We start from the raw sequence: 19,292 nt of genomic DNA on the forward strand, positions 1-19,292 counted from the left end.
CGCGCAGGCCGCCGCAACGAAGGAAGTCCCAAGCATGCCGCTCTCCGAACTCTTCAATCGCCACGAATTCATCGCCCGCCACATTGGCCCGTCCGACGCCGAGCGCGCCGAGATGCTGGCCGCTGTCGGCGTGCCGTCCATCGACGCGCTGGTCGACCAGACCCTGCCGGCTGACATCCGCCTGAACCGCCGCCTGGATCTGCCCTCGCCGCAGCCGGAAGCCGAGGCGCTGGCCGCGCTGAAGGCGGTAGCGTCCAAGAACGTGGTCAACAAGTCCTTCATCGGCCTGGGCTACTACCCGGTGCTGACGCCCACCGTCATCCTGCGCAATGTGCTGGAAAACCCCGGCTGGTACACCGCATACACCCCGTACCAGGCCGAGATCGCCCAGGGCCGGCTGGAGGCGCTGCTGAACTTCCAGCAGATGGTGATAGACCTGACCGGCCTGGAAATGGCCAACGCTTCGCTGCTGGACGAGGCCACCGCCGCCGCCGAGGCGATGGCGATGGCCAAGCGCGTGTCCAAGTCCAAGTCCGCCAGCTTCTTCGTCGACAGCCGCGTGCTGCCGCAGACGCTGGACGTGATGAAGACCCGCGCCAAGTACTTCGGTTTCGAGCTGGTGCAAGGCCATCCGGAAGAGGCCGGCAACGGCGATTACTTCGGCGCGCTGTTCCAGTATCCGGGCGAAGCCGGCGATCTGATCGACCTGACCCCGCACATCGCGGCCATCAAGGCCAAGGGCGGCGTGGTAGCCGTCGCCGCCGACGTGATGGCGCTGGTGGCGCTGAAGTCGCCGGCAGAGATGGGGGCCGACATCGCCCTGGGCAACACCCAGCGCTTCGGCGTGCCGATGGGCTTCGGCGGCCCGCACGCGGCTTACTTCGCGTTCAAGGATGAGATGAAGCGCTCGGCGCCGGGCCGCATCATCGGCGTGTCCATCGACGCCAAGGGCAAGACCGCGCTGCGCATGGCGCTGCAGACCCGCGAGCAGCACATCCGCCGCGAGAAGGCCAACTCCAACATCTGCACCAGCCAGGTGCTGCTGGCCAATATCGCCGGCCTGTACGCCGTTTACCACGGCGCGGAAGGCGTACAGCGCATCGCCGCCCGCATCCACCGCCTGGCCGCCATCTTCGCCCACGCGGTGAAAGAGGCCGGCGGCAAGCTGGCGTTCGACCGCTTCTTCGACACCGTGCAGGTGGACGCGTCCAAGGCCGACGCCATCTACGCCGCCGCGCTGGCCGCTGGCTACAACCTGCGCCGCGTGGGCAAGACCGTGCTGGGCGTGGCCTTCCACGAAGCCGCCACCGAGGCGGACCTGGCCAAGCTGATCGAGCTGTTCACCGGCAAGCCGGCTGACCTCGCCGCCTTGGACGCCGCCGCCCAGGATGCGATTCCGGCAGGCCTCAAGCGCGAGTCGGCCATCCTGACCCACCCGGTGTTCAACACCCACCATAGCGAGCACGAGATGCTGCGCTATATGAAAAAGCTGGAAAACCGCGACCTGGCGATGAACCACTCGATGATCTCGCTGGGCAGCTGCACCATGAAGCTGAACGCCACCAGCGAGATGATCCCGATCACCTGGCCGGAATTCGCCAATATGCACCCGTTCGCGCCGCGCGAGCAGACGGTGGGCTATCTGCAGCTGATCGAAGGCCTGCAGACGCAGTTGAAGGCGATCACCGGCTTCGACGCGATCTCGATGCAGCCCAACTCCGGCGCCCAGGGCGAATACGCCGGCCTGTTGGCCATCAGCCGCTACCATGAGTCGCGCGGCGAGGGCCACCGCGACATCTGCCTGATTCCGCAATCGGCGCACGGCACCAACCCGGCCACCGCGCAGATGATGAATATGCAGGTGGTGGTGGTGAAGTGCGACGATGCCGGCAACGTCGACGTGGCCGATCTGAAGGCCAAGGCCGAGCAGCACGCCGCCAATCTGGCCGCGCTGATGATCACCTATCCGTCCACCCACGGCGTGTTCGAGCAGGGCATCAAACAGATCTGCGAGATCGTCCACGCCCACGGCGGCCAGGTCTACATGGATGGTGCCAACCTGAACGCCCAGGTGGGGCTGACCCGCCCGGCCGACATCGGCGCCGACGTGTCGCACATGAATTTGCACAAGACCTTCTGCATCCCGCACGGCGGCGGCGGGCCGGGCATGGGCCCGATCGGCCTCAAGGCCCACCTGGCGCCGTTCATCGCCAACCACGTGGTGGCGCCGGTGCCGGGCGCGGTGGAAGGACAGACCGCGGTGTCGGCCGCGCCGTTCGGCTCGGCCTCGATTCTGCCCATCTCCTATATGTACATCGCGATGATGGGCGCCGAGGGCATGAAACAGGCGACGGAAAACGCGCTGCTGTCGGCCAACTACCTGGCCACCCGCCTGGCCGAGCACTTCCCGGTGCTGTACACCGGCGCCAACGGCCGCGTCGCCCATGAGTGCATCATCGACCTGCGCCCGCTGAAGGCCGCCTCCGGCGTGACCGAGGTGGACGTGGCCAAGCGCCTGATGGACTACGGTTTCCACGCGCCGACCATGAGTTTCCCGGTGCCGGGCACGCTGATGATAGAGCCGACCGAATCCGAGCCCAAGGCCGAGCTGGACCGCTTCATCGCGGCGATGGCTTCCATTCGCGCCGAAATCGACCAGGTGCAAAGCGGCGCATGGCCGGCGGACAACAATCCGCTCTGCAACGCGCCGCACAGCAAGGCCGATATCGCCGGCGACTGGAACCGCCCGTACAGCCGCGAGCAGGGCCTGTTCCCGCTGCCTTACGTGCTGGAGAACAAGTTCTGGCCGAGCGTGAACCGCATCGACGACGTCTACGGCGACCGCAACGTGGTATGCAGCTGCCCGGGCATGGAAAACTACGCGTAAACGCCTGCCGGCCTGGCCGGTTCCGCCTCAACCCGCCGGTTTTTGCCGGCGGTTTTTTTATGTCTGATAAATGTATAAGGGTAAACACTTAGAAATAATAACTAAGTAGTCATACGTTCACGTTCGAACTATCACTTAAGAAGGATGCAAAGCCGCCTGGCGGGAACGACGCGCAGGCGCATATTTGAGCAAGAGGCGAGCGGGAGTGAGTGGAAATGTGTGTCGCTAATTTTGATGCTTTTTATCGAGGGAACGATTCGTTTTATGGTGACCGGCCGGCGCTGTCGCTGATGTATTTCCTGGAGAAGTACGGCGTGGGCGGCGGCGGCAGAGGGCTGGACCTGGCTTGCGGCCAGGGACGCAACGCGCTGTACCTGGCGAACCGCGGATTCTCCATGTTCGGCGTGGACGAGTCGTCCGAGGCCGTGTCCAAGATGGGCGAGCAGGCCGATAGGCGGCGCCTGGATGTCAGCGGCAAGGTGGTCAATCTGACCGAGCTGGAAATCGAGCCGCAGCGTTACCGCATCATTGTCGCCTATACCGCGCTGGACCATGTCGACGCCGCCGCCGGCGAGCGGCTGGCCCAGGCGATGATGGCGGGGCTGGAGCCGGGCGGCTATCTGTTCGCCGCGGTGTTCATGGTGGACGACCCCGGCTGCGCCGGAACGGGCGGGGGCGTCAGCGAAACCGCGGCTTATGTCCGCCACTACTACCAGCCGGGCGAGCTGCGCGAGCAGTTCTCCGGATTGACGCCTCTGGCGTACCAGGAAGAGTTCGCGCTGGATCTCAGCCATGGGCATCCGCACCATCACAGCATGGCCAGGTTGTTCGCCCATAAGCAGGCCGCCTGAGCGCGCGATCGCAAACCAAGAAAACAGGGCGTCAGCCCTGTTTTTCATTGCGGGGATGCGCATCGGGCCAGGATCGCCCGAGCCGGATTTCTCGGTGAGCAAAAAACGCGTCAGGAAATGAGACGTGTTTGTTACAATGGCAGGCGCTCGCGATGGCAGTCGCGCGGCGCTTTTTTGATGAATAAATAAAAGGTTAGCGGCGGACATGCCGATAAGAAGCGTACTTTCCTGGCAGGGGGGCGACCTGGAACTGCTGGAGGCCTTGAGCCTGCCGGTATGGATTTTCGATATCGACCACAAGCGGGTGTTCTGGGCCAACGAGGCCGGGCTGCAGGTGTGGGGAGCGGCCAGCTTGCTGGAATTGCAGGCGCGCGACATGTCGCAGGACATGTCGGTGTCGGTGGCGCAAAGGCTGGCCCAGTATCAGCAGGACTTCGAACGCGAAGGCGCTTGTTTCGTGGAAAGCTGGACGCTGTATCCCAACGGCCGGCCCAGCGTGCTCAAGGTGAAGTTCCGCGGCATACGGGTGAATGGCCGGATGCTGATGTTCTGCGAGGCGCAGAACAGCCTCAGCGCCGACCCGGCGTCCCTGCGCAGCACGGAAGCGCTGTTGCACACCTCGGTGCTGATCACGCTTTACGACGGCAACGGCAACGCGCTGTATCGCAACCCCGCCTCGCGCGAGCAGGTGGCGGTGGCCGGCGAAGGCTGGCGCCAGCATTTCGTCCACGACAGCGACTGGCAGCAATTGCGGCAAGGCGTGGCCGCGTGCGGCGAATCGCGGCTGCTGGCGCGGGTGAATACGCGGGAAGGCATGCGCTGGCACGAAGTGTCGGCCCGAGCCTGCCGCGACGCGGTCACCGGGCAAGACGCGCTGCTGGTCAGCGAGGTGGACATCACAGATCTCAAGCATGCCGAGGCGCGCGCCAGCTTCCTGGCCAATCACGATGTGCTGACCGGCTTGCCCAACCGCAACGGCATCCGCAGCGAGTTGTTGCCCCATCTGCAGCAGGCGCTGCGCAATGGCCGCCAGGTGGCGTTGATGTTCATCGACCTGGACCGCTTCAAGAATGTCAACGATTCGCTGGGCCACGCCTGCGGCGACGAGCTGCTGATCCGGATGGCCGGACGGCTGGTCGGCCTGCTTGGCCATGACGAGAAGGCGGCGCGGCTGGGCGGCGACGAGTTCCTGGTGATGCTGAGCGCGCCGCAGGTGACCGAGCGGGCCGAGGCGCTGGGGCGCCGCATCCTGCAGGCGCTGGCGGTGCCGATGCGGCTGGAGGGCATGGACGTCGGCGTGTCGGCGTCCATCGGCGTCAGCGTGTGCGAGGGCCGGACGCTGGACCTGGAGCAGATGATGCGCCATGCGGATCTGGCGATGTACGCCGCCAAGGACGCGGGGCGCAACAACCTGATGTTCTTCACGCCGGCGCTGGAGGCGCGCAGCCAGGCGCAACTGGCCCTGGAGAACGATATCCGCCGGGGCCTGGAGCACGGCGAATTCATCGCCTATTTCCAGCCGCGGGTGGACATCGCCAGCGGACAGGTGGTCGGCGCCGAGGCCTTGGCGCGCTGGCGCCATCCTTTGCGCGGCCTGTTGATGCCGGACAGCTTCATTCCCATTTGCGAGGACTGCGGCATGGTGATGGAACTGGGGCGGCAGATCCTGGTACAGGCCGCGCGCCAGCAGCGCCTGTGGCGCGACCGGGGGCTGGACTTGCTGGTGTCTGTCAACCTGTCCGCCAGCCAGTTTGTCGATCCCGGCCTGCCTGGCCTGGTGGAGCAGATACTGGCCGACAGCGGCTGCCAGCCGGACAAGCTGGAGCTGGAGATCACCGAGTCGGTATTGCTGGGGCACGATGAGCAAACCATGCACACCTTGCAGGCCTTGCGCGCGCTGGGGCTGCGCATCGCGGTGGACGATTTCGGCACCGGCTATTCCAATCTGGCCTACCTGCAGCGCTATCCGCTTACTTCGCTGAAGATAGACCGTTCCTTCATCGCCGATCTGGACGACAAGCCGGCCATCACCGAACTGATCACGACTCTGTGCCGGATGATGGGGCTGAACATGGTGGCGGAAGGCGTGGAAACCGAAGCGCAGCTGGCCTGGCTGGCCGAGCGCGGCTGCCAGGAATACCAGGGCTATCTGTGCAGCCCGGCCTTGTCCGCGCAGGAGTTTCTGCAGCGCTTGTTCTAGCGCTATCGATAGCGGGGGAGGCGAGAGCGGCCCCCGATTATCCTTTTTCCTCCACGGTTGCCGGGCGTCATGGACGGCGTCTTTATATCAATATGTGGATTAAATCGTTGGATTCGCGGCATTCTTCGCTTACCCTATGCCGGTAATGCAGGCGGCATGTTCCGGCCTGCGGCAAGGAGAACGAGATGAAGACATTGTGCGCCGCCGCGCTGGCGGCCCTGCTGCCTATGGCCGCTTTCGCGGCCAAGCCCCTGACCGTATGCGCCGACGCCAATCCGGAAGGCTTCGACGTGGTGCAGTACAACTCGCTGGTCACCACCAACGCTTCCGCCGACGTATTGATGAACCGCCTGGTGGAGTACGACGCCGCCGCCGGCAAGCTGCAGCCGGGGCTGGCCAGCAGCTGGGAAGTGAGCGCGGATGGCCTGAGCTACACCTTCCACCTGCGGCCCAACGTCGGCTTCCACAACACCGACTACTTCAAACCGACGCGCAAGCTGAACGCCGACGACGTGGCGCTCACCTTCGACCGGATGCTGAACCCCGACAATCCCTGGTACAAGACCGCGCCGGCCGGCTATCCGCACGCGCAGGCGATGCAGTTTCCCAAGCTGATCAAGGCCGTGCGCAAGCTCGATCCGCTGACGGTGCGCTTCGAGCTCAATTATCCGGAAGCCACCTTTCTGTCCAGCCTGACCATGGGCTTCGCCTCCATCTATTCCGCCGAATACATGTCGCAGCTGTTGGCTGCCGGCAAGACCGGCGAACTCAACAGCAAGCCTGTCGGCACCGGGCCTTTCGTGTTCAAGAGCTTCGCCAAGGACGCCCTGGTGCGCTACGCGCCCAATCCGGCTTATTTCGGCGCCAAGCCCAAAGTATCCGCGCTGATCTACGCGATCACGCCGGATTCCAATGTGCGGCTGCAGAAGCTGCGCGCCGGCGAATGCCAGATCGCGCTGTCGCCCAAGCCGCAGGACGTGCAGGCGGCCAAAGCGGACGGCAAGCTGCAGATATCACAGACTCCTGCTTTCATGACCGCCTTCGTCGCTTTCAACAGCCAGAAAAAGCCGTTGGACAACCCGCAGGTGCGCCAGGCGATCAATCTCGCCTTCGACAAGGCCAGTTATTTGAAGACGGTGTTCGGCAATGCCGCCAGCGCCGCCAACCTGGTCTATCCGCCCAATACCTGGAGCTACGACAAGACCATCAAGCCTTACGCCTATGATCCGGCGCAGGCGAAGAAGCTGCTGGCCCAGGCGGGTTATCCCAACGGTTTTGATGTTTCGGTGTGGGTGCGACCCAGCGGCAGCACGCTGAATCCCAATCCCAAGGCCGGCGCGGAGCTGTTGCAGGCCGACTTGGCCAAAGTGGGCATCCGGCTGCAGATCAAGGTGCTGGAGTGGGGCGAGCTGATCAAGCGCGGCAAGGCCGGCGAGCACGAGATGCTGTTCATGGGCTGGGCCGGCGATAACGGCGATCCGGACAACTTCCTGACGCCGCAGTTTTCCTGCGCCGCGGTGCAGTCCGGCACCAATTTCGCCCGTTATTGCGACGGCAAGCTGGACAAGCTGATCGCCGACGGCAAGAAGACCAGCGATTTCAAGACCAGAGCCAAATTGTACCAAGCCGCCCAGCACGCCATCCACGAGCAGGCGTTGTGGCTGCCGCTGGCGCATCCCATCGCTTATGGTTTGGCGCGCAAGGAGGTGACGGGCTACGCGGTTAATCCTTATGGACGGGTCAATTTCGCTAGTGTTGGCTTGAAATAAGCGGTTTCTCGAGTAAGAATAGACCACTCCGTTTTTATAAACAGAGTGGTCTCTTTCTTTTTTAGGGCTTGCGCCAAAGCAAAGCCGAATTCGTTCCGGGCGGCGATAATGCTCGGCGGCGCGCAGGATGAGTGGTTGTCGCGACAAAGTGCCTATGCTTGGAATGGCACTGTATTGCCAGTTGCATGCAGGTCGTCGGTATTTGGTAGTATTGCTGGAGCGGTCGCGTTTGGCGCGGCCGATGGGAGAGAGAGGAGCGCCTTGCCGTTGGCGTGTCTTGCTTGTTCTTAGAATGTGCCCGCCCTCGCTTGAACATGCGCTTTCGCGTATCATGCGCCGGGCTCGGGCCGATAAATGATAAAACAATAGATGCAAACTAGACGAACACAGCAAAGCCGCAGGGAGTCCACCATAGGCAAACTGGTGGAGGCGGCGATCGAATGCCTGCTGGAAAGCGGCTACCACGGCACCAGCGTGCAGCTGATCTGCGGCAGGGCCGGGGTGTCCCAGGGCGCGCTGTTCCGCCATTTCGCCACCAAGAACGAGTTGATGCAGCCAGTGGGGCGCAAGGTGGTGGACGACATTTTCGAGTCCGCTCTGACGCTGGCGGCGCAATTGCCGGCCGGCATGTCCGAGGAGGAGCGCATCATCGCGTTGATGAAGGCGCTGGTGATGTCGCCGCGTCACATCGTGCTGCTGGAGCTGCTGATGGCGGCGCGCACCACGCCGGATCTGCGCGACATCTTCCTGGGCAGCTCCAGCACCTATTTCCGCGACCGCTTCGTCGCGATGATGGCCTCGCTGTTTCCGCGCTATGCGATCTCCACCGGCTTCTTCGCCACCCTGCTCACCATGATGACCACGATGCACGGCATGGCGCTGTACCGCACGCTGGCCGAGCACCCGGAGGGCGACAAGATGCGCGAGCAATGGCTGCTGTCCGCATTGAGGGCCGAGCTGGAGCGGATACGGCAGGAGGGGGCGGATACCCGCAACCCGGTCTACCAGCTGCCGTTCTGAATATCCGTTTCTCAGCTGAAAACCCCGTCGCTTGCGGCGGGATTTTCTTTATCTATTGAATTTGGAGTTGATCGGCTAGCTGGAGCGGGATATGCGGTTGTGCGGCGCTAGCCGCTCGGATTGTTTTATCCATTTGAAACGGACATGAAAAAAGACCCGCCGAAGCGGGTCTTTTTTGCGTCTAGTTCGCAGGTTCTTGCGTCGAACCTTTGAATTAGAAGGCGTGAACCATGTTCAGGCCGAAGGACTTCAGATCCTTGTTGCCGGTGCCCTTAACGGCGATTTGGCCGTATTGAGCGCCGAAGGTGGTGCGCTTGGAGATAGCGTAGTCAGCACCCAGAACGTATTGATCGTACTTGGTGTTGCTGATGGATACGCCATTCACCTTCACGTTATTCGCGTGAGCGTAGGTGAATTTCGGGGTGATAGCGCCGAAGGTGTAGCCGGCGGTCAGTGCGACTTCTTGAGTCTTCACGTCGTCGGTCGGCTTGATGCTGACGTTGGTGAAGGAGGCAGCAACGTAGTTGTTCCAACCGACCACATCGTAGCCACCCTTCTCTTGCTGGTAGCCCAGGCCCACGAACAGGTTGTTGGCGTTGTAGCCAACTTCCAGGCGGTGCTTGTCGTTAGCCTTGTAGGAGTTGGTGGTGGAAGCCTTGGATTGGTGGGTGTAAGCGTACTTGCCGAAGAAGCCGCTGTTTTCGTAACCCAGGCCAACAACCGAAGTTTCGCGGTCTTGCGAACCGGTGGTCTTGTCTTCCTTGGTGCCGTACTGGATGGCGGCGGTCAGGCCCGGAACCACGGTCGGCAGGTCGTAGCGCACGGAGTTCTTCAGACGAACGCCGTCGCGGGTGAAGATGCTCAGGCCCAGCGCGTCGCTGTTGTATTCCCAAGTATCAACGGTGCCCATATCGCTGTCCAGGAAGTTGGACACGTTACCCAGGCGCACGGTACCGAAACCGCCTTGCAGACCGATGAAGGAATTGCGGTTAGCGAAGGTGCCGCTGCTGGACTTGCTGTATTGATCCTTGTTGCCGTCAATAGCGAAGCCGGTTTCAACTTGCCAGATGGTCTTCAGGCCGTTGCCCAGATCTTCGGTGCCCTTGAAGCCGATACGGGAACCCAGGTCATCGATGTTGGTTTGCTTGGTAACGCCGTTGTCGTTGTACTCAACGCCGCCTTTGATTTTGCCGTAGATGGTTACGTCGGCGAATGCGGCAGCCGGCAGAGTGGCTACCAGCAGGGCGATCAGACTCTTTTTCATGGTCAAGTCATCCTTTTTTAGGTTTAGGAATGTGAGCAAATGCTATTGGCTGGGTTGTGAAAATGCAACTTCACCTGCCGAATTGTGTTGCTATCAAGCAACTGATGTTGTGTTTTGCGCAGCCTTGAATTCGATTTTGTTTGTTGTAAGTTGCTGAATTGTCAGGATTGTTACTGTGCTTTTATGGTGCTTTGCATGCTGTTGCAAAAAAGCATCAATGTTATGAAATGCTTATGATTATTGGGTTTTGTAAGGAAGGCTGCCTGCAATTGGCAAAAAAATAGCCCGTCCGGAAGGGGCGGGCTGAAAAATCAACGTGACTTGAAGTGAATCCAGCAGGCGCGGATTGCATCCGCATGAATTCGCTTTCAATCATGATAAAAGAAAGCGTTAGCTCTGTAAATGGATTAGATATTCCATTTTTGAATTATTTGTTAATGCAGATTGTATTCAACGCATTGATTCTATTGGAAAATTTACATGTGGAGTAAGTTGCATAAATATGCACCTGTCACCAGATGGTGATGCGTTTTGGCTACGGAATCGGGCGCATCCCAGCTGGGTGGGCGCTTGGCGTAGAGGCTGGGGGTGGCGGAAATCCCCTACAATGTCGCCTTCGGACCCGAGGCTGAGGCCAGGTATATATAAGGTATGCAAACACTGACAGTGGTGGGGCTGGGAAGATTGGGGCGCAGCGTGGCCAGGCTGGCGGCGCTGAGCGGCGCCTATCGTCTGCTCGATGTGATGGGGCGGCGCTTGCCGCCGCTGGAGGAGGCGCGCGCCTTTGTCGGCGCCGGGCGGCTGGTGAGCGACATGAGACAGTTGGCGCCGGCGGATCTGTATCTGCTGGCGGTGCCGGATGCCGCCATCGCATCCTGCGCGCGCGCGCTGGCGGCGGCGGGCGTGGCGCCTGAGGGCGCTGTGGTGTTTCACGCCAGCGGCGCGGGCGACGCTTCGTTGTTGCAGCCGCTGGCGGAGCAGGGGGTGTTGACCGCCAGCCTGCACCCGGCGTTTTCCTTCGCCGATCCCGGACGGGCGGTAGAGGGCTTTGCCGGCACGCTGTGCGCGCTGGAGGGCGACGAGGAGGCTTGCCGCAGGCTGGAGGCTTTCGCGCGCGCGCTGGGCGGGCGGCCGTTCCGGCTGGCGCCCGGCGGCAAGGCCGCCTATCACGCAGGTTTGTCGGTGGCGTCCAATTTTCTGGTGGCGCTGACCGAGATGGCGCGGCAGCTGACGGCCCGCGCCGGCGTGCCGCCGGAATTGACGCAGCCTTTGCTGGGCATCTTGATGCGGCAGACGCTGGACAATGCGCTGGAGATGGGGCCGTACGAGGCGCTGACCGGGCCTATCCTGCGCGGCGATATCGGCACTGTCGAACGCCATCTGGAGGTGTTGGCCGGTACCGGCTTGCTCCCCGCCTACCGCGCGCTGGGCCGCCAGGTGGTGGCGCTGGCTGGAGATCGCCTGCAGGAGCCGGCGCGCCGGCAGTTGCTGGCGCTGTTGTACTGAGCCGGCTTGGCGCGCCTGGCAGAAGCTCGCGGAGCGCCTGAGCCAAGGCGCGCTGACGCAGGCGGTGCCAGTAGAGCGGACGCAACGCAGACTCAGGGTTTTGTCGGCGGCTCTTGGCGCGGGGCGGGCGCCTTGAATACCTGGCGCAGGTAGGCGAGGAAGGTTTCGTCGCTGCACATGGTCTTGCCTGGGCTGTCGGATAGCTTGGCCACCGGCTGGCCGTTGCAGCTGACCAGCTTCAGCACGATCTGCAGCGGCTCCAGCCCCATGTCGTTGGTGAAGTGGGTGCCGATGCCGAAGCTGACCTGGATGTGCGGGCTGAAGTGGCGCTGCAGCGCCAGCGCGCTGTCGACGCTGAGTCCGTCGCTGAAGGTCAGCATCTTGGTCGCCGGATCGATCCGCAGCTTGCGGTAATGGGCGATCGCCCGCTCTCCCCATATATAAGGATCGCCGCTGTCGTGGCGCAGGCCGTCGAACAGCTTGGCGAAGTAGAGGTCGAAGTCGGCGAGAAAGGCGTCCATGCCGACCACGTCGGTCAGCGCGATGCCCAGGTCGCCGCGGTATTCCTGCACCCACGATTCCAGCGCCGCTGTCTGGAAGTCCCGCAGCCGCACGCCCAGCGCCTGGAAGGCCTGGAAGAATTCGTGGGCCATGGTGCCGATCGGCGTGATGCCCAGCTTGCGGGCCAGGTAGACGTTGCTGGTGCCGCGGAATACCTGCGGCAGCGCGTGGTTCAGCCTCTCCACCACGTGGGCCTGCCAGTCGCGGCTGAAGCGGCGGCGGGTGCCGAAGTCGGCGATCAGCAGCGGAAAGCGCTGGCCGGCGGCTTCCTCGCGCTGGAAGCGCTCCAGTTCGGCCAGCTTGGCCTCCAGCCGGCGATGGCCTTCCTCGCGCACCGCCTTGCTGTCCAGCGGGAGGAAATACAGCTCGTTGACGATGGCCAGCACGAAGATCTCGAAGAACATCGCTTGCACCATCGGGCCTTTGATCCGGATGGCCAACTGCTCGCCTTCCTCGCTCACGCTGATGAAGCGGCGCTGCAGGTGGAACAGTTCCAGGTAGTCGACATAGTCGCTTTTGATGAAGCGCAAGCCGCGCAGATAATCCAGCTCGTCCTGGCTGAAGCGCAGTTCGCACAGCATGTCCAGTTGGGCCTCCAGTTGCTGTCTCAGCTGGGTCAGCGGCGTGTCCGGGTGGTTGCGGCAGCGGAATTCGTACTCGCCGTGGGCGGCGGGAAACTGGTGCAGCACCACCTGCAGCATGGTGAACTTGTAAAGATCGGTATCCAGCAGCGACTGGATGATGGGCGTGTTCTTGGGCATGGCGCTTCTCAGGCGGCGTGGATCACGAAGATGGCCGGCCGCTTGTGCAGATCGGGCGGGGTTTGCGGCCAATCCTGCACCCGATGGCTGACGATGGTCTGCGTCTGCAGGGTCAGGTCGCAGGCTACCGCGAGCCGGGTGGAGGGCGCCAGCGTTTCGCGCAGCTGTTGCAGCAGCGCGTTGTTGCGGTAGGGCGTTTCGATGAACAGCTGGGTCTCGTTATTCTTGCGCGAGCGTTGTTCCAGTTCTTGCACCAGCTTGGCTTTTTCGGCGGCGTCCACCGGCAGGTAGCCGTGGAAGGCGAAGCATTGGCCGTTGGCGCCGCTGGCCATCAGCGCCAGCAGGATGGATGAGGGGCCGATCAGCGGCTCGACGCGGATGCCGTGCTTGTGCGCCAGCGCCACCAGCTGCGCGCCGGGGTCGGCCACGGCCGGGCAGCCGGCCTCGGAGATCAGGCCGACATCGTGTCCGGCCTTTAGCGGCGCCAGCAGCGCGCCGACGTCCGCCTCCTTGGTGTGCTCGTTCAGCGTGCTCATGGATAGCTCGCGGATCGGCGTCGTCACACCCAGCGCTTTCAGGTGCTTGCGCGCGGTTTTTTCCGCCTCGACGACGAAATGGCTGATGTGGACGACTCTGGCGCGCTCGCCTTCCGGCAGCCAGGCGATGGTTTCGTCGCCCAGCGGAGCGGGAATCAGGAACAGAGTGCCGCTCATTTCAGCACCTCCAAGCCCTCGTTGCCCAGCATGGTGATCAACTGGAACAGCGGCACGCCGATCAGCGCGTTGGGGTCGTCGGATTCCACCTTCTCCAGCAGCGCGCCGCCCAGGCCTTCGCTCTTGGCGCTGCCCGCGCAGTGGAGGGCGTCCGGTTCGCGGGCGAGGTAATTGCGGATCTGGGCCTCGGTCAATGCGCGCAGCGTGACGCGGGTGATGCCCACGCATTCCTGCAGCCGGCCGCTGGCGCTGTTGTACAGCGCCAACGCCGAGTGGAAGACCACGGTGCGGCCGCTCATCCACATCAGCATCTCCACGCCCTGCTCGAAGCCGCCGGGCTTGCCGATCTGCTTGCCATCCAGCAGCGCCACCTGATCGGAGCCTATGATCAGGGAGTCCGGATGCTTGCCGGCCAGCGACTGGGCCTTGGTGCGGGCCAGGCGCACTGCGGTTTCCAGCGCGGTTTCGCCGGGCAGCGGCGTTTCATCGCAGATCGGCGGTTCGGCGAGGAAGGGCAGGCCCAGGCGGGCGATGATTTCTTGGCGGTAGCGGGAGGTGGAAGCCAGTACGATGTGCATGATGCGAGCCGGTTGACGGCAACGCCGGCGGCGCGGCCGCGTCGGCCGGCGGCCACGGTTCGGCCTTGCCTTGTTTCTTTTGACAAATCAGGGGAATGGATTGTACCATGCGGAGTTTATGTCTAAACCGATTTTGATCGATCCGCTCAAGTTCGCCCGGGAAGGGCGCTCGCTGTCCGGCAAGCTGCCGGTCGGCGGGCTGGACGAGCGCGTTCATAGCGACCTGTCGGACACCTCTGGCGAGGTGTCTTATCAGCTCGACGGCTCTCGAGACGAGCTGCAGCGTTTTACGCTGCGCATCCGCCTGACGGCGGACCTGCGAGTCACCTGCCAGCGCTGCCTGGACGGCATGCCGTTCAGCCTGGACACCGATTCGGTGCTCACGCTGTTCGCCAGCCAGGAAAAGCTGGACGAAGCCTGCGAGCAGGACGAAGAGCTGGACGCGGTTCTCGCCGAACCCGAACTGGACGTGATTGCGCTGATCGAAGACGAAATCATCATGGGCTTGCCGCATTCGCCGAAACACGACGAATGCAGCAGGGATACTCTCTCGCTCGCCAAGGCTGACAAGCCCAACCCGTTTGCGGTGCTGGCGGCGCTTAAGAGACCCAAGTCCGAGTAACCCGGATTCGCATTAGAATCTACTTGAATTTCTTAGGAGTCGACCATGGCTGTTCAACAGAACAAAAAGTCCCCGTCCAAGCGCGGCATGCATCGTGCACACGATTTTCTGACCGCTCCGGCTCTGGCAGTTGAAGCCAGCACCGGCGAAGCCCACCTGCGCCACCACATCAGCCCGAACGGCTTCTACCGTGGCCGCAAGGTTGTGAAGACCAAGGGCGAGTAATCTCCCTGTCCTCGCTTCCTTTCCTTTTTTGGTAGGCACTTTATACCGCAATCGTTGATGACTATCACCGTCGCGGTTGATGCTATGGGCGGTGACGTTGGCCTCAAGGTTACCGTCCCGGCATCGATCCAATTCCTGCAAGACCACCCCGACATCCATCTGATTCTCGTAGGCGACCAGCCAGCCCTGGAGGCTGAATTGGCCCTGCACGATGGCGCCGTGCGTGAGCGCATCCTCATCCAGCACGCCACTCAAGTGGTCGGCATGGACGAGGCGCCTCAGCTCGCCCTCAAGAATAAAAAAGATTCGTCGATGCGGGTGGCGATCAATCTGGTCAAGGAAGGCAAGGCGCAGGCCGCCGTTTCCGCCGGCAACACCGGCGCGCTGATGGCTACCGCACGCTTCGTCCTCAAGACCATTCCGGGCATCGACCGTCCCGCCATCGCCAAGCTGCTGCCCAATGTAAAGGGCACTTCCTGCGTGCTGGATCTGGGCGCCAACGTCGATTGCACCCCAGAACAACTTTTGCAGTTCGGCATCATGGGTTCCGAACTGATGGCCTGCCTGCAAGGCAAGGCCAATCCTTCCGTCGGCCTGTTGAATATCGGCAGCGAAGATATCAAGGGCAACGACAATATCAAGAAGACTGCCGAGCTGTTGCGCCAGTCGGAGCTGAATTTCTACGGCAACGTGGAGGGCGACGACATCTGCAAGGGCACGACCGATGTGGTAGTCTGCGATGGTTTTACCGGCAATGTGGCGCTCAAGACAGCTGAGGGGCTGGCGCACATGTTCGCCGTATTCCTGAGGGAAGAGTTCGGCCGCAGCTGGTGGACGCGTTTGTGCGCGTTGGCCGCATTGCCGGTGCTGGGCCTTTTCAAGAAGCGCATCGATCCGCGCCGCTACAACGGGGCCAGCTTGCTGGGCCTGCGCGGCATCGTGGTGAAAAGCCACGGCGGCGCCGATGTCACAGGATTCCGTTACGCGTTGGCGCAGGCATGCGAGGAGGCCGGTTCCGACGTGATTGCACACATCGCCGATCGGGTTGCCAAACAACTAGACAATCTCAAGCAATCCGAGGCGGAAGCGAACTGAAAAATATGGGCTATTCCCGCATTCTCGGCACCGGCAGCTTCCTGCCGTCCCAGGTGCTCACCAATGCGCAATTGGCCGAACGGGTGGAAACCAGCGACGAGTGGATTGTCTCTCGCACCGGCATCCGCGCGCGCCATATTGCCGACGAAGGGCACAAGACCAGCGATCTGGCGCTGAGGGCGGCGGAAGCCGCCATCGCCAGCGCAGGCATCGACAGGGGCGAGATCGACCTGATCATCGTCGCCACCACCACTCCCGACATGATTTTCCCCAGCACCGCCTGCATCCTGCAGGAGAAGCTGGGCTTGCCCGGCGTGCCGGCTTTCGACGTGCAGGCGGTGTGCGCCGGCTTCGCTTACGCGCTGGCCACTGCCAACGCCTACATCAAGAGCGGCATGTCGAAGAAGTCGCTGGTGATCGGCGCCGAAATCATGTCGCGCGTGCTGGACTGGGATGATCGCCGGACCTGCGTGCTGTTCGGCGACGGCGCCGGCGCGGTGGTGCTGGGCGCGTCCGACGAGCCGGGCATCCTGCATGCCAAGCTGGCGGCCGATGGCCGTTATCAGGGCTTGCTGAATACCCCGGCGCAAATTTCCGGCGGCAAGATTCAGGGCATGCCCTACCTGCACATGGACGGCCCGGCCGTATTCAAGTTCGCCGTCAAGTCGCTGTCCGAAATCGCCGCCGCCACGCTGGCGGAGGCCGGCGTCGACAAGGCCGATCTGGATTGGCTGGTGCCGCACCAGGCCAATCTGCGCATCATCGAGTCCACGGCCAAGCATCTTGGCCTGCCGATGGAGAAGGTGGTCGTCACCCTGCCTGAGCAGGGCAACACTTCGGCCGCCTCCATTCCGCTGGCGCTGGATGTCGCGGTGCGCGACGGGCGCATCCGGCGCGGCCAGACCGTGATGCTGGAAGGCATCGGCGGGGGATTTGCCTGGGGCGCGGTGCTGCTGACCTTCTGATTGGAATTCCGCAAAGTGGCTTTTTCGCCGCATGATCGCCGATAATGACAGAGTTTATTGATCGGCGGCGTGGCGCGAGCGGCCGCTTTGCGTCATCCTTTGCGTCGAATTCTGTGGAGTCGACTATGGCTTTTGCTTTTCTTTTTCCGGGACAGGGCTCGCAGAGCCTGAAGATGATGGACGGCTTCGCCGACCTGCCCGTGGTGCAGCATACTTTCGCCGAGGCGTCCGACACGCTGTCGCTGGACCTGTGGGCGATGCTGCAGGCCGATGGCGCCGACGAGATCAACGCCACCGTGAACACCCAGCCCATCATGCTGGCCGCCGGCTACGCCACGTATCTGGCGTGGCAGGAGTTGAACGGCAAGCAGCCGTCCATCGTGGCTGGCCATAGCCTGGGCGAATACACCGCCCTGGTGGCCGCCGGCGCGCTGCCGTTCGCCGAAGCGGTGAAGCTGGTGCGCCTGCGCGCCGAGGCGATGCAGGCCGCGGTGCCGGCCGGCGTCGGCGCGATGGCCGCCATTCTGAGCTTGTCCGACGACGACATCCGCGCAGCCTGCGCGGAGGCCGCCCAGAGCGAGGTGGTGGAAGCGGTCAACTTCAACTCTCCGGGCCAGGTGGTGATCGCCGGCAACAAGGGCGCGGTCGAGCGGGCGATGGACTTGTGCAAGGCCAAGGGCGCCAAGCGCGCGCTGCCGTTGCCGGTATCGGTGCCGTCGCATTGCTCGCTGATGCGGCCGGCCGCCGAGCGCCTGGCCGAGGCGCTGCAGGGCGTGCACTTGAGCGCGCCCGCAATCCCGGTGCTGCACAACGCCGATGTGGCCAGTTACAACGACGCATCGCAAATCCGCGACGCGCTGACCCGTCAGTTGTACATGCCGGTGCGCTGGACCGAAACCATCCAGAAGCTGGCCGCCGACGGCGTGACCATGATGGCGGAGTGCGGCCCGGGCAAAGTGTTGGCGGGCCTGGCCAAGCGCATCGACGGCAACGTCAAGTGCCTGGCGCTGACCGACCGCGCGGCGCTGGAAGCCGCGCGCGCGGAACTGGTTTGACGCGAAATTCCGGCGGACCGGCGCAGGCCGGACCGCCATCGCCCCTTTCGGCGAGAGCCGGGCGGGGCGTTGAAAACAAGGAGACACATTGATGAGTCTGCAAGGCAAAGTGGCGCTGGTGACCGGCGCCTCGCGCGGCATAGGCGCGGCGATCGCCGACGCGCTGGCCGCCGAGGGCGCCGTGGTCATCGGCACCGCCACGTCGGAATCCGGCGCGGCCGCCATTCATGAGCGCCTGTCCGCCGCCGGCGGCGCCGGCCGCGTGCTGAACGTCACCGAGGAGGGCGCTGTCGAGGCGTTGGTAGAATCGGTGGAGAAGGAGTTTGGCGCGGTGGCGATTCTGGTCAACAATGCCGGCATCACCCGCGACGGCCTCCTGATGCGGATGAAGGACGAGGACTGGGACGCGATCATGGACACCAACCTGAAGTCGGTGTTCAAGACCTCAAAGGCTGTAATGCGTGGCATGATGAAGGCCCGCGCCGGCCGCATCATCAACATCGCCTCCGTTGTCGGGGTGATGGGCAATGCGGGCCAGGCCAACTATGCGGCCGCCAAGGCGGGCATCATCGGCTTCACCAAGTCGATGGCGCGCGAGGTGGGCAGTCGCAACATCACGGTCAATTGCGTGGCTCCGGGCTTCATCGACACCGACATGACCCGCTCGCTGCCGGAAGCGCAGCGCGAGGCGCTGGTCGGCCAGATCGCGTTGAACCGCCTGGGCGACGTCAAGGATATCGCCGATGCCGTGGTATTTCTGGCATCGGACCGCGCGTCCTATATTACGGGCCAGACTTTGCATGTGAACGGCGGCATGCTGATGCCTTAATTCCTGTCCGGCTAGCGTCGGATAGAGATTTAGGTAGGCTGCTCTAATTTTTTTTTGTAGAATACCGGGGTTTTGCGATCCCGAATCAGAAAGGTCAAGGGTTTAAACAAATGGAAAACATCGAACAGCGCGTAAAGAAGATCGTCGCCGAGCAACTGGGTGTGAACGAAGCCGAAATCAAGGTGGAAAGCTCCTTCGTCGACGATCTGGGCGCCGATTCCCTGGATACCGTTGAACTGGTGATGGCACTGGAAGAAGAGTTCGAGTGCGAGATCCCGGACGAAGAAGCCGAGAAGATCACCACGGTTCAACAAGCCATCGACTACGTGACTGGCCATCTGAACAAGTAATCCCTTTTTTCGGGACCAGGACCTCTGCGTGGTGGTGCTTC

The 19,292-nt window shown here is 62.9% G+C and carries 17 protein-coding genes; 13 read left to right on the forward strand and 4 right to left on the reverse strand.

The features are described 5' to 3' along the window. Window positions 1–34: 34 nt before the first annotated feature. From gcvP to VL52_RS23085, 5 genes are all read left to right on the forward strand, one after another. The gene (gene gcvP, locus VL52_RS02865) at window positions 35–2,887 is read left to right on the forward strand and encodes an aminomethyl-transferring glycine dehydrogenase (protein ID WP_046155632.1); all 2,853 of its coding nucleotides are present in this window, start codon (window positions 35–37) and stop codon (window positions 2,885–2,887) included. Between the two features lie 290 nt (window positions 2,888–3,177). Further along, window positions 3,178–3,738, forward strand: a complete 561-nt coding sequence (locus tag VL52_RS23080) for a class I SAM-dependent methyltransferase (RefSeq protein WP_052729074.1) — start codon at window positions 3,178–3,180, stop codon at window positions 3,736–3,738. A gap of 205 nt (window positions 3,739–3,943) precedes the next feature. Next, window positions 3,944–5,938, forward strand: coding sequence for a putative bifunctional diguanylate cyclase/phosphodiesterase (locus VL52_RS02875; protein ID WP_046155633.1), 1,995 nt, complete (start codon window positions 3,944–3,946; stop codon window positions 5,936–5,938). Window positions 5,939–6,123: 185 nt separating this feature from the next. Beyond that, a complete protein-coding gene (locus VL52_RS02880) occupies window positions 6,124–7,707 on the forward strand; it encodes an ABC transporter substrate-binding protein (protein WP_046155634.1) in 1,584 nt (527 codons plus the stop codon). Window positions 7,708–8,076: 369 nt separating this feature from the next. After that, the gene (locus VL52_RS23085; protein WP_082106974.1) at window positions 8,077–8,727 is read left to right on the forward strand and encodes a TetR/AcrR family transcriptional regulator; all 651 of its coding nucleotides are present in this window, start codon (window positions 8,077–8,079) and stop codon (window positions 8,725–8,727) included. A gap of 214 nt (window positions 8,728–8,941) precedes the next feature. Here VL52_RS23085 and VL52_RS02890 read toward each other — a convergent pair whose 3' ends face one another. Continuing rightward, complete coding sequence (locus VL52_RS02890; protein WP_046155635.1) at window positions 8,942–9,991, reverse strand: porin; 1,050 nt, start codon at window positions 9,989–9,991, stop codon at window positions 8,942–8,944. A gap of 651 nt (window positions 9,992–10,642) precedes the next feature. On the opposite strand from VL52_RS02890, the gene VL52_RS02895 reads away from it, so the two are divergent. Further along, complete coding sequence (locus VL52_RS02895; protein ID WP_046155636.1) at window positions 10,643–11,497, forward strand: Rossmann-like and DUF2520 domain-containing protein; 855 nt, start codon at window positions 10,643–10,645, stop codon at window positions 11,495–11,497. Between the two features lie 92 nt (window positions 11,498–11,589). Here the strand turns inward: VL52_RS02895 and pncB are convergent, their stop codons facing one another. The 3 genes from pncB to VL52_RS02910 are packed head-to-tail and all read right to left on the reverse strand — an operon-like array spanning window position 11,590 to window position 14,110. Then, complete coding sequence (gene pncB, locus VL52_RS02900) at window positions 11,590–12,819, reverse strand: nicotinate phosphoribosyltransferase (RefSeq protein WP_046155637.1); 1,230 nt, start codon at window positions 12,817–12,819, stop codon at window positions 11,590–11,592. An 8-nt stretch (window positions 12,820–12,827) separates the two neighbouring features. Continuing rightward, complete coding sequence (locus VL52_RS02905; protein WP_046155638.1) at window positions 12,828–13,532, reverse strand: SAM-dependent methyltransferase; 705 nt, start codon at window positions 13,530–13,532, stop codon at window positions 12,828–12,830. Then, the gene (locus VL52_RS02910) at window positions 13,529–14,110 is read right to left on the reverse strand and encodes a Maf family protein (protein ID WP_046155639.1); all 582 of its coding nucleotides are present in this window, start codon (window positions 14,108–14,110) and stop codon (window positions 13,529–13,531) included. The genes VL52_RS02905 and VL52_RS02910 overlap by 4 nt, the downstream gene beginning before the upstream one ends. Before the next feature lie 118 nt (window positions 14,111–14,228). Between VL52_RS02910 and VL52_RS02915 the strand changes: the two genes are divergently transcribed. From VL52_RS02915 to acpP, 7 genes are all read left to right on the forward strand, one after another. Then, complete coding sequence (locus tag VL52_RS02915) at window positions 14,229–14,732, forward strand: YceD family protein (RefSeq protein ID WP_046155640.1); 504 nt, start codon at window positions 14,229–14,231, stop codon at window positions 14,730–14,732. Between the two features lie 45 nt (window positions 14,733–14,777). Then, window positions 14,778–14,957, forward strand: coding sequence for a 50S ribosomal protein L32 (gene rpmF / locus VL52_RS02920; protein ID WP_011136965.1), 180 nt, complete (start codon window positions 14,778–14,780; stop codon window positions 14,955–14,957). 57 nt (window positions 14,958–15,014) lie between these two features. Continuing rightward, window positions 15,015–16,052: a phosphate acyltransferase PlsX gene (gene plsX / locus VL52_RS02925; RefSeq protein ID WP_046155641.1), complete on the forward strand. Its 1,038-nt coding sequence runs from the start codon at window positions 15,015–15,017 to the stop codon at window positions 16,050–16,052. Window positions 16,053–16,057: 5 nt separating this feature from the next. Beyond that, window positions 16,058–17,017: a beta-ketoacyl-ACP synthase III gene (locus VL52_RS02930; RefSeq protein ID WP_046155642.1), complete on the forward strand. Its 960-nt coding sequence runs from the start codon at window positions 16,058–16,060 to the stop codon at window positions 17,015–17,017. Between the two features lie 125 nt (window positions 17,018–17,142). Further along, entirely contained in the window at window positions 17,143–18,072 is a 930-nt protein-coding gene (gene fabD / locus VL52_RS02935) for an ACP S-malonyltransferase (RefSeq protein ID WP_046155643.1), read from the forward strand. Window positions 18,073–18,163: 91 nt separating this feature from the next. Continuing rightward, a complete protein-coding gene (gene fabG, locus VL52_RS02940) occupies window positions 18,164–18,901 on the forward strand; it encodes a 3-oxoacyl-ACP reductase FabG (RefSeq protein ID WP_046155644.1) in 738 nt (245 codons plus the stop codon). Between the two features lie 110 nt (window positions 18,902–19,011). Continuing rightward, entirely contained in the window at window positions 19,012–19,251 is a 240-nt protein-coding gene (acpP, locus tag VL52_RS02945; RefSeq protein WP_021478594.1) for an acyl carrier protein, read from the forward strand. The last annotated feature ends 41 nt before the right edge of the window (window positions 19,252–19,292 follow it).

Source organism: Chromobacterium vaccinii, from assembly GCF_000971335.1.
GTDB lineage: Bacteria > Pseudomonadota > Gammaproteobacteria > Burkholderiales > Chromobacteriaceae > Chromobacterium > Chromobacterium vaccinii.

Excerpts from the sequence above, each read along its gene's own strand:
- VL52_RS02915 (WP_046155640.1), top strand. The coding sequence starts at position 14,229 with ATGTCTAAACCGATTTTGATCGATCCGCTCAAGTTCGCCCGGGAAGGG.
- VL52_RS02905 (WP_046155638.1), bottom strand. The coding sequence starts at position 13,532 with ATGAGCGGCACTCTGTTCCTGATTCCCGCTCCGCTGGGCGACGAAACC.
- fabD (WP_046155643.1), top strand. The coding sequence starts at position 17,143 with ATGGCTTTTGCTTTTCTTTTTCCGGGACAGGGCTCGCAGAGCCTGAAG.
- VL52_RS02890 (WP_046155635.1), bottom strand. The coding sequence starts at position 9,991 with ATGAAAAAGAGTCTGATCGCCCTGCTGGTAGCCACTCTGCCGGCTGCC.
- fabG (WP_046155644.1), top strand. The coding sequence starts at position 18,164 with ATGAGTCTGCAAGGCAAAGTGGCGCTGGTGACCGGCGCCTCGCGCGGC.
- pncB (WP_046155637.1), bottom strand. The coding sequence starts at position 12,819 with ATGCCCAAGAACACGCCCATCATCCAGTCGCTGCTGGATACCGATCTT.
- plsX (WP_046155641.1), top strand. The coding sequence starts at position 15,015 with ATGACTATCACCGTCGCGGTTGATGCTATGGGCGGTGACGTTGGCCTC.
- VL52_RS02910 (WP_046155639.1), bottom strand. The coding sequence starts at position 14,110 with ATGCACATCGTACTGGCTTCCACCTCCCGCTACCGCCAAGAAATCATC.
- VL52_RS02930 (WP_046155642.1), top strand. The coding sequence starts at position 16,058 with ATGGGCTATTCCCGCATTCTCGGCACCGGCAGCTTCCTGCCGTCCCAG.
- gcvP (WP_046155632.1), top strand. The coding sequence starts at position 35 with ATGCCGCTCTCCGAACTCTTCAATCGCCACGAATTCATCGCCCGCCAC.
- VL52_RS23080 (WP_052729074.1), top strand. The coding sequence starts at position 3,178 with ATGTATTTCCTGGAGAAGTACGGCGTGGGCGGCGGCGGCAGAGGGCTG.
- acpP (WP_021478594.1), top strand. The coding sequence starts at position 19,012 with ATGGAAAACATCGAACAGCGCGTAAAGAAGATCGTCGCCGAGCAACTG.
- rpmF (WP_011136965.1), top strand. The coding sequence starts at position 14,778 with ATGGCTGTTCAACAGAACAAAAAGTCCCCGTCCAAGCGCGGCATGCAT.
- VL52_RS02895 (WP_046155636.1), top strand. The coding sequence starts at position 10,643 with ATGCAAACACTGACAGTGGTGGGGCTGGGAAGATTGGGGCGCAGCGTG.
- VL52_RS02880 (WP_046155634.1), top strand. The coding sequence starts at position 6,124 with ATGAAGACATTGTGCGCCGCCGCGCTGGCGGCCCTGCTGCCTATGGCC.
- VL52_RS02875 (WP_046155633.1), top strand. The coding sequence starts at position 3,944 with ATGCCGATAAGAAGCGTACTTTCCTGGCAGGGGGGCGACCTGGAACTG.
- VL52_RS23085 (WP_082106974.1), top strand. The coding sequence starts at position 8,077 with ATGCAAACTAGACGAACACAGCAAAGCCGCAGGGAGTCCACCATAGGC.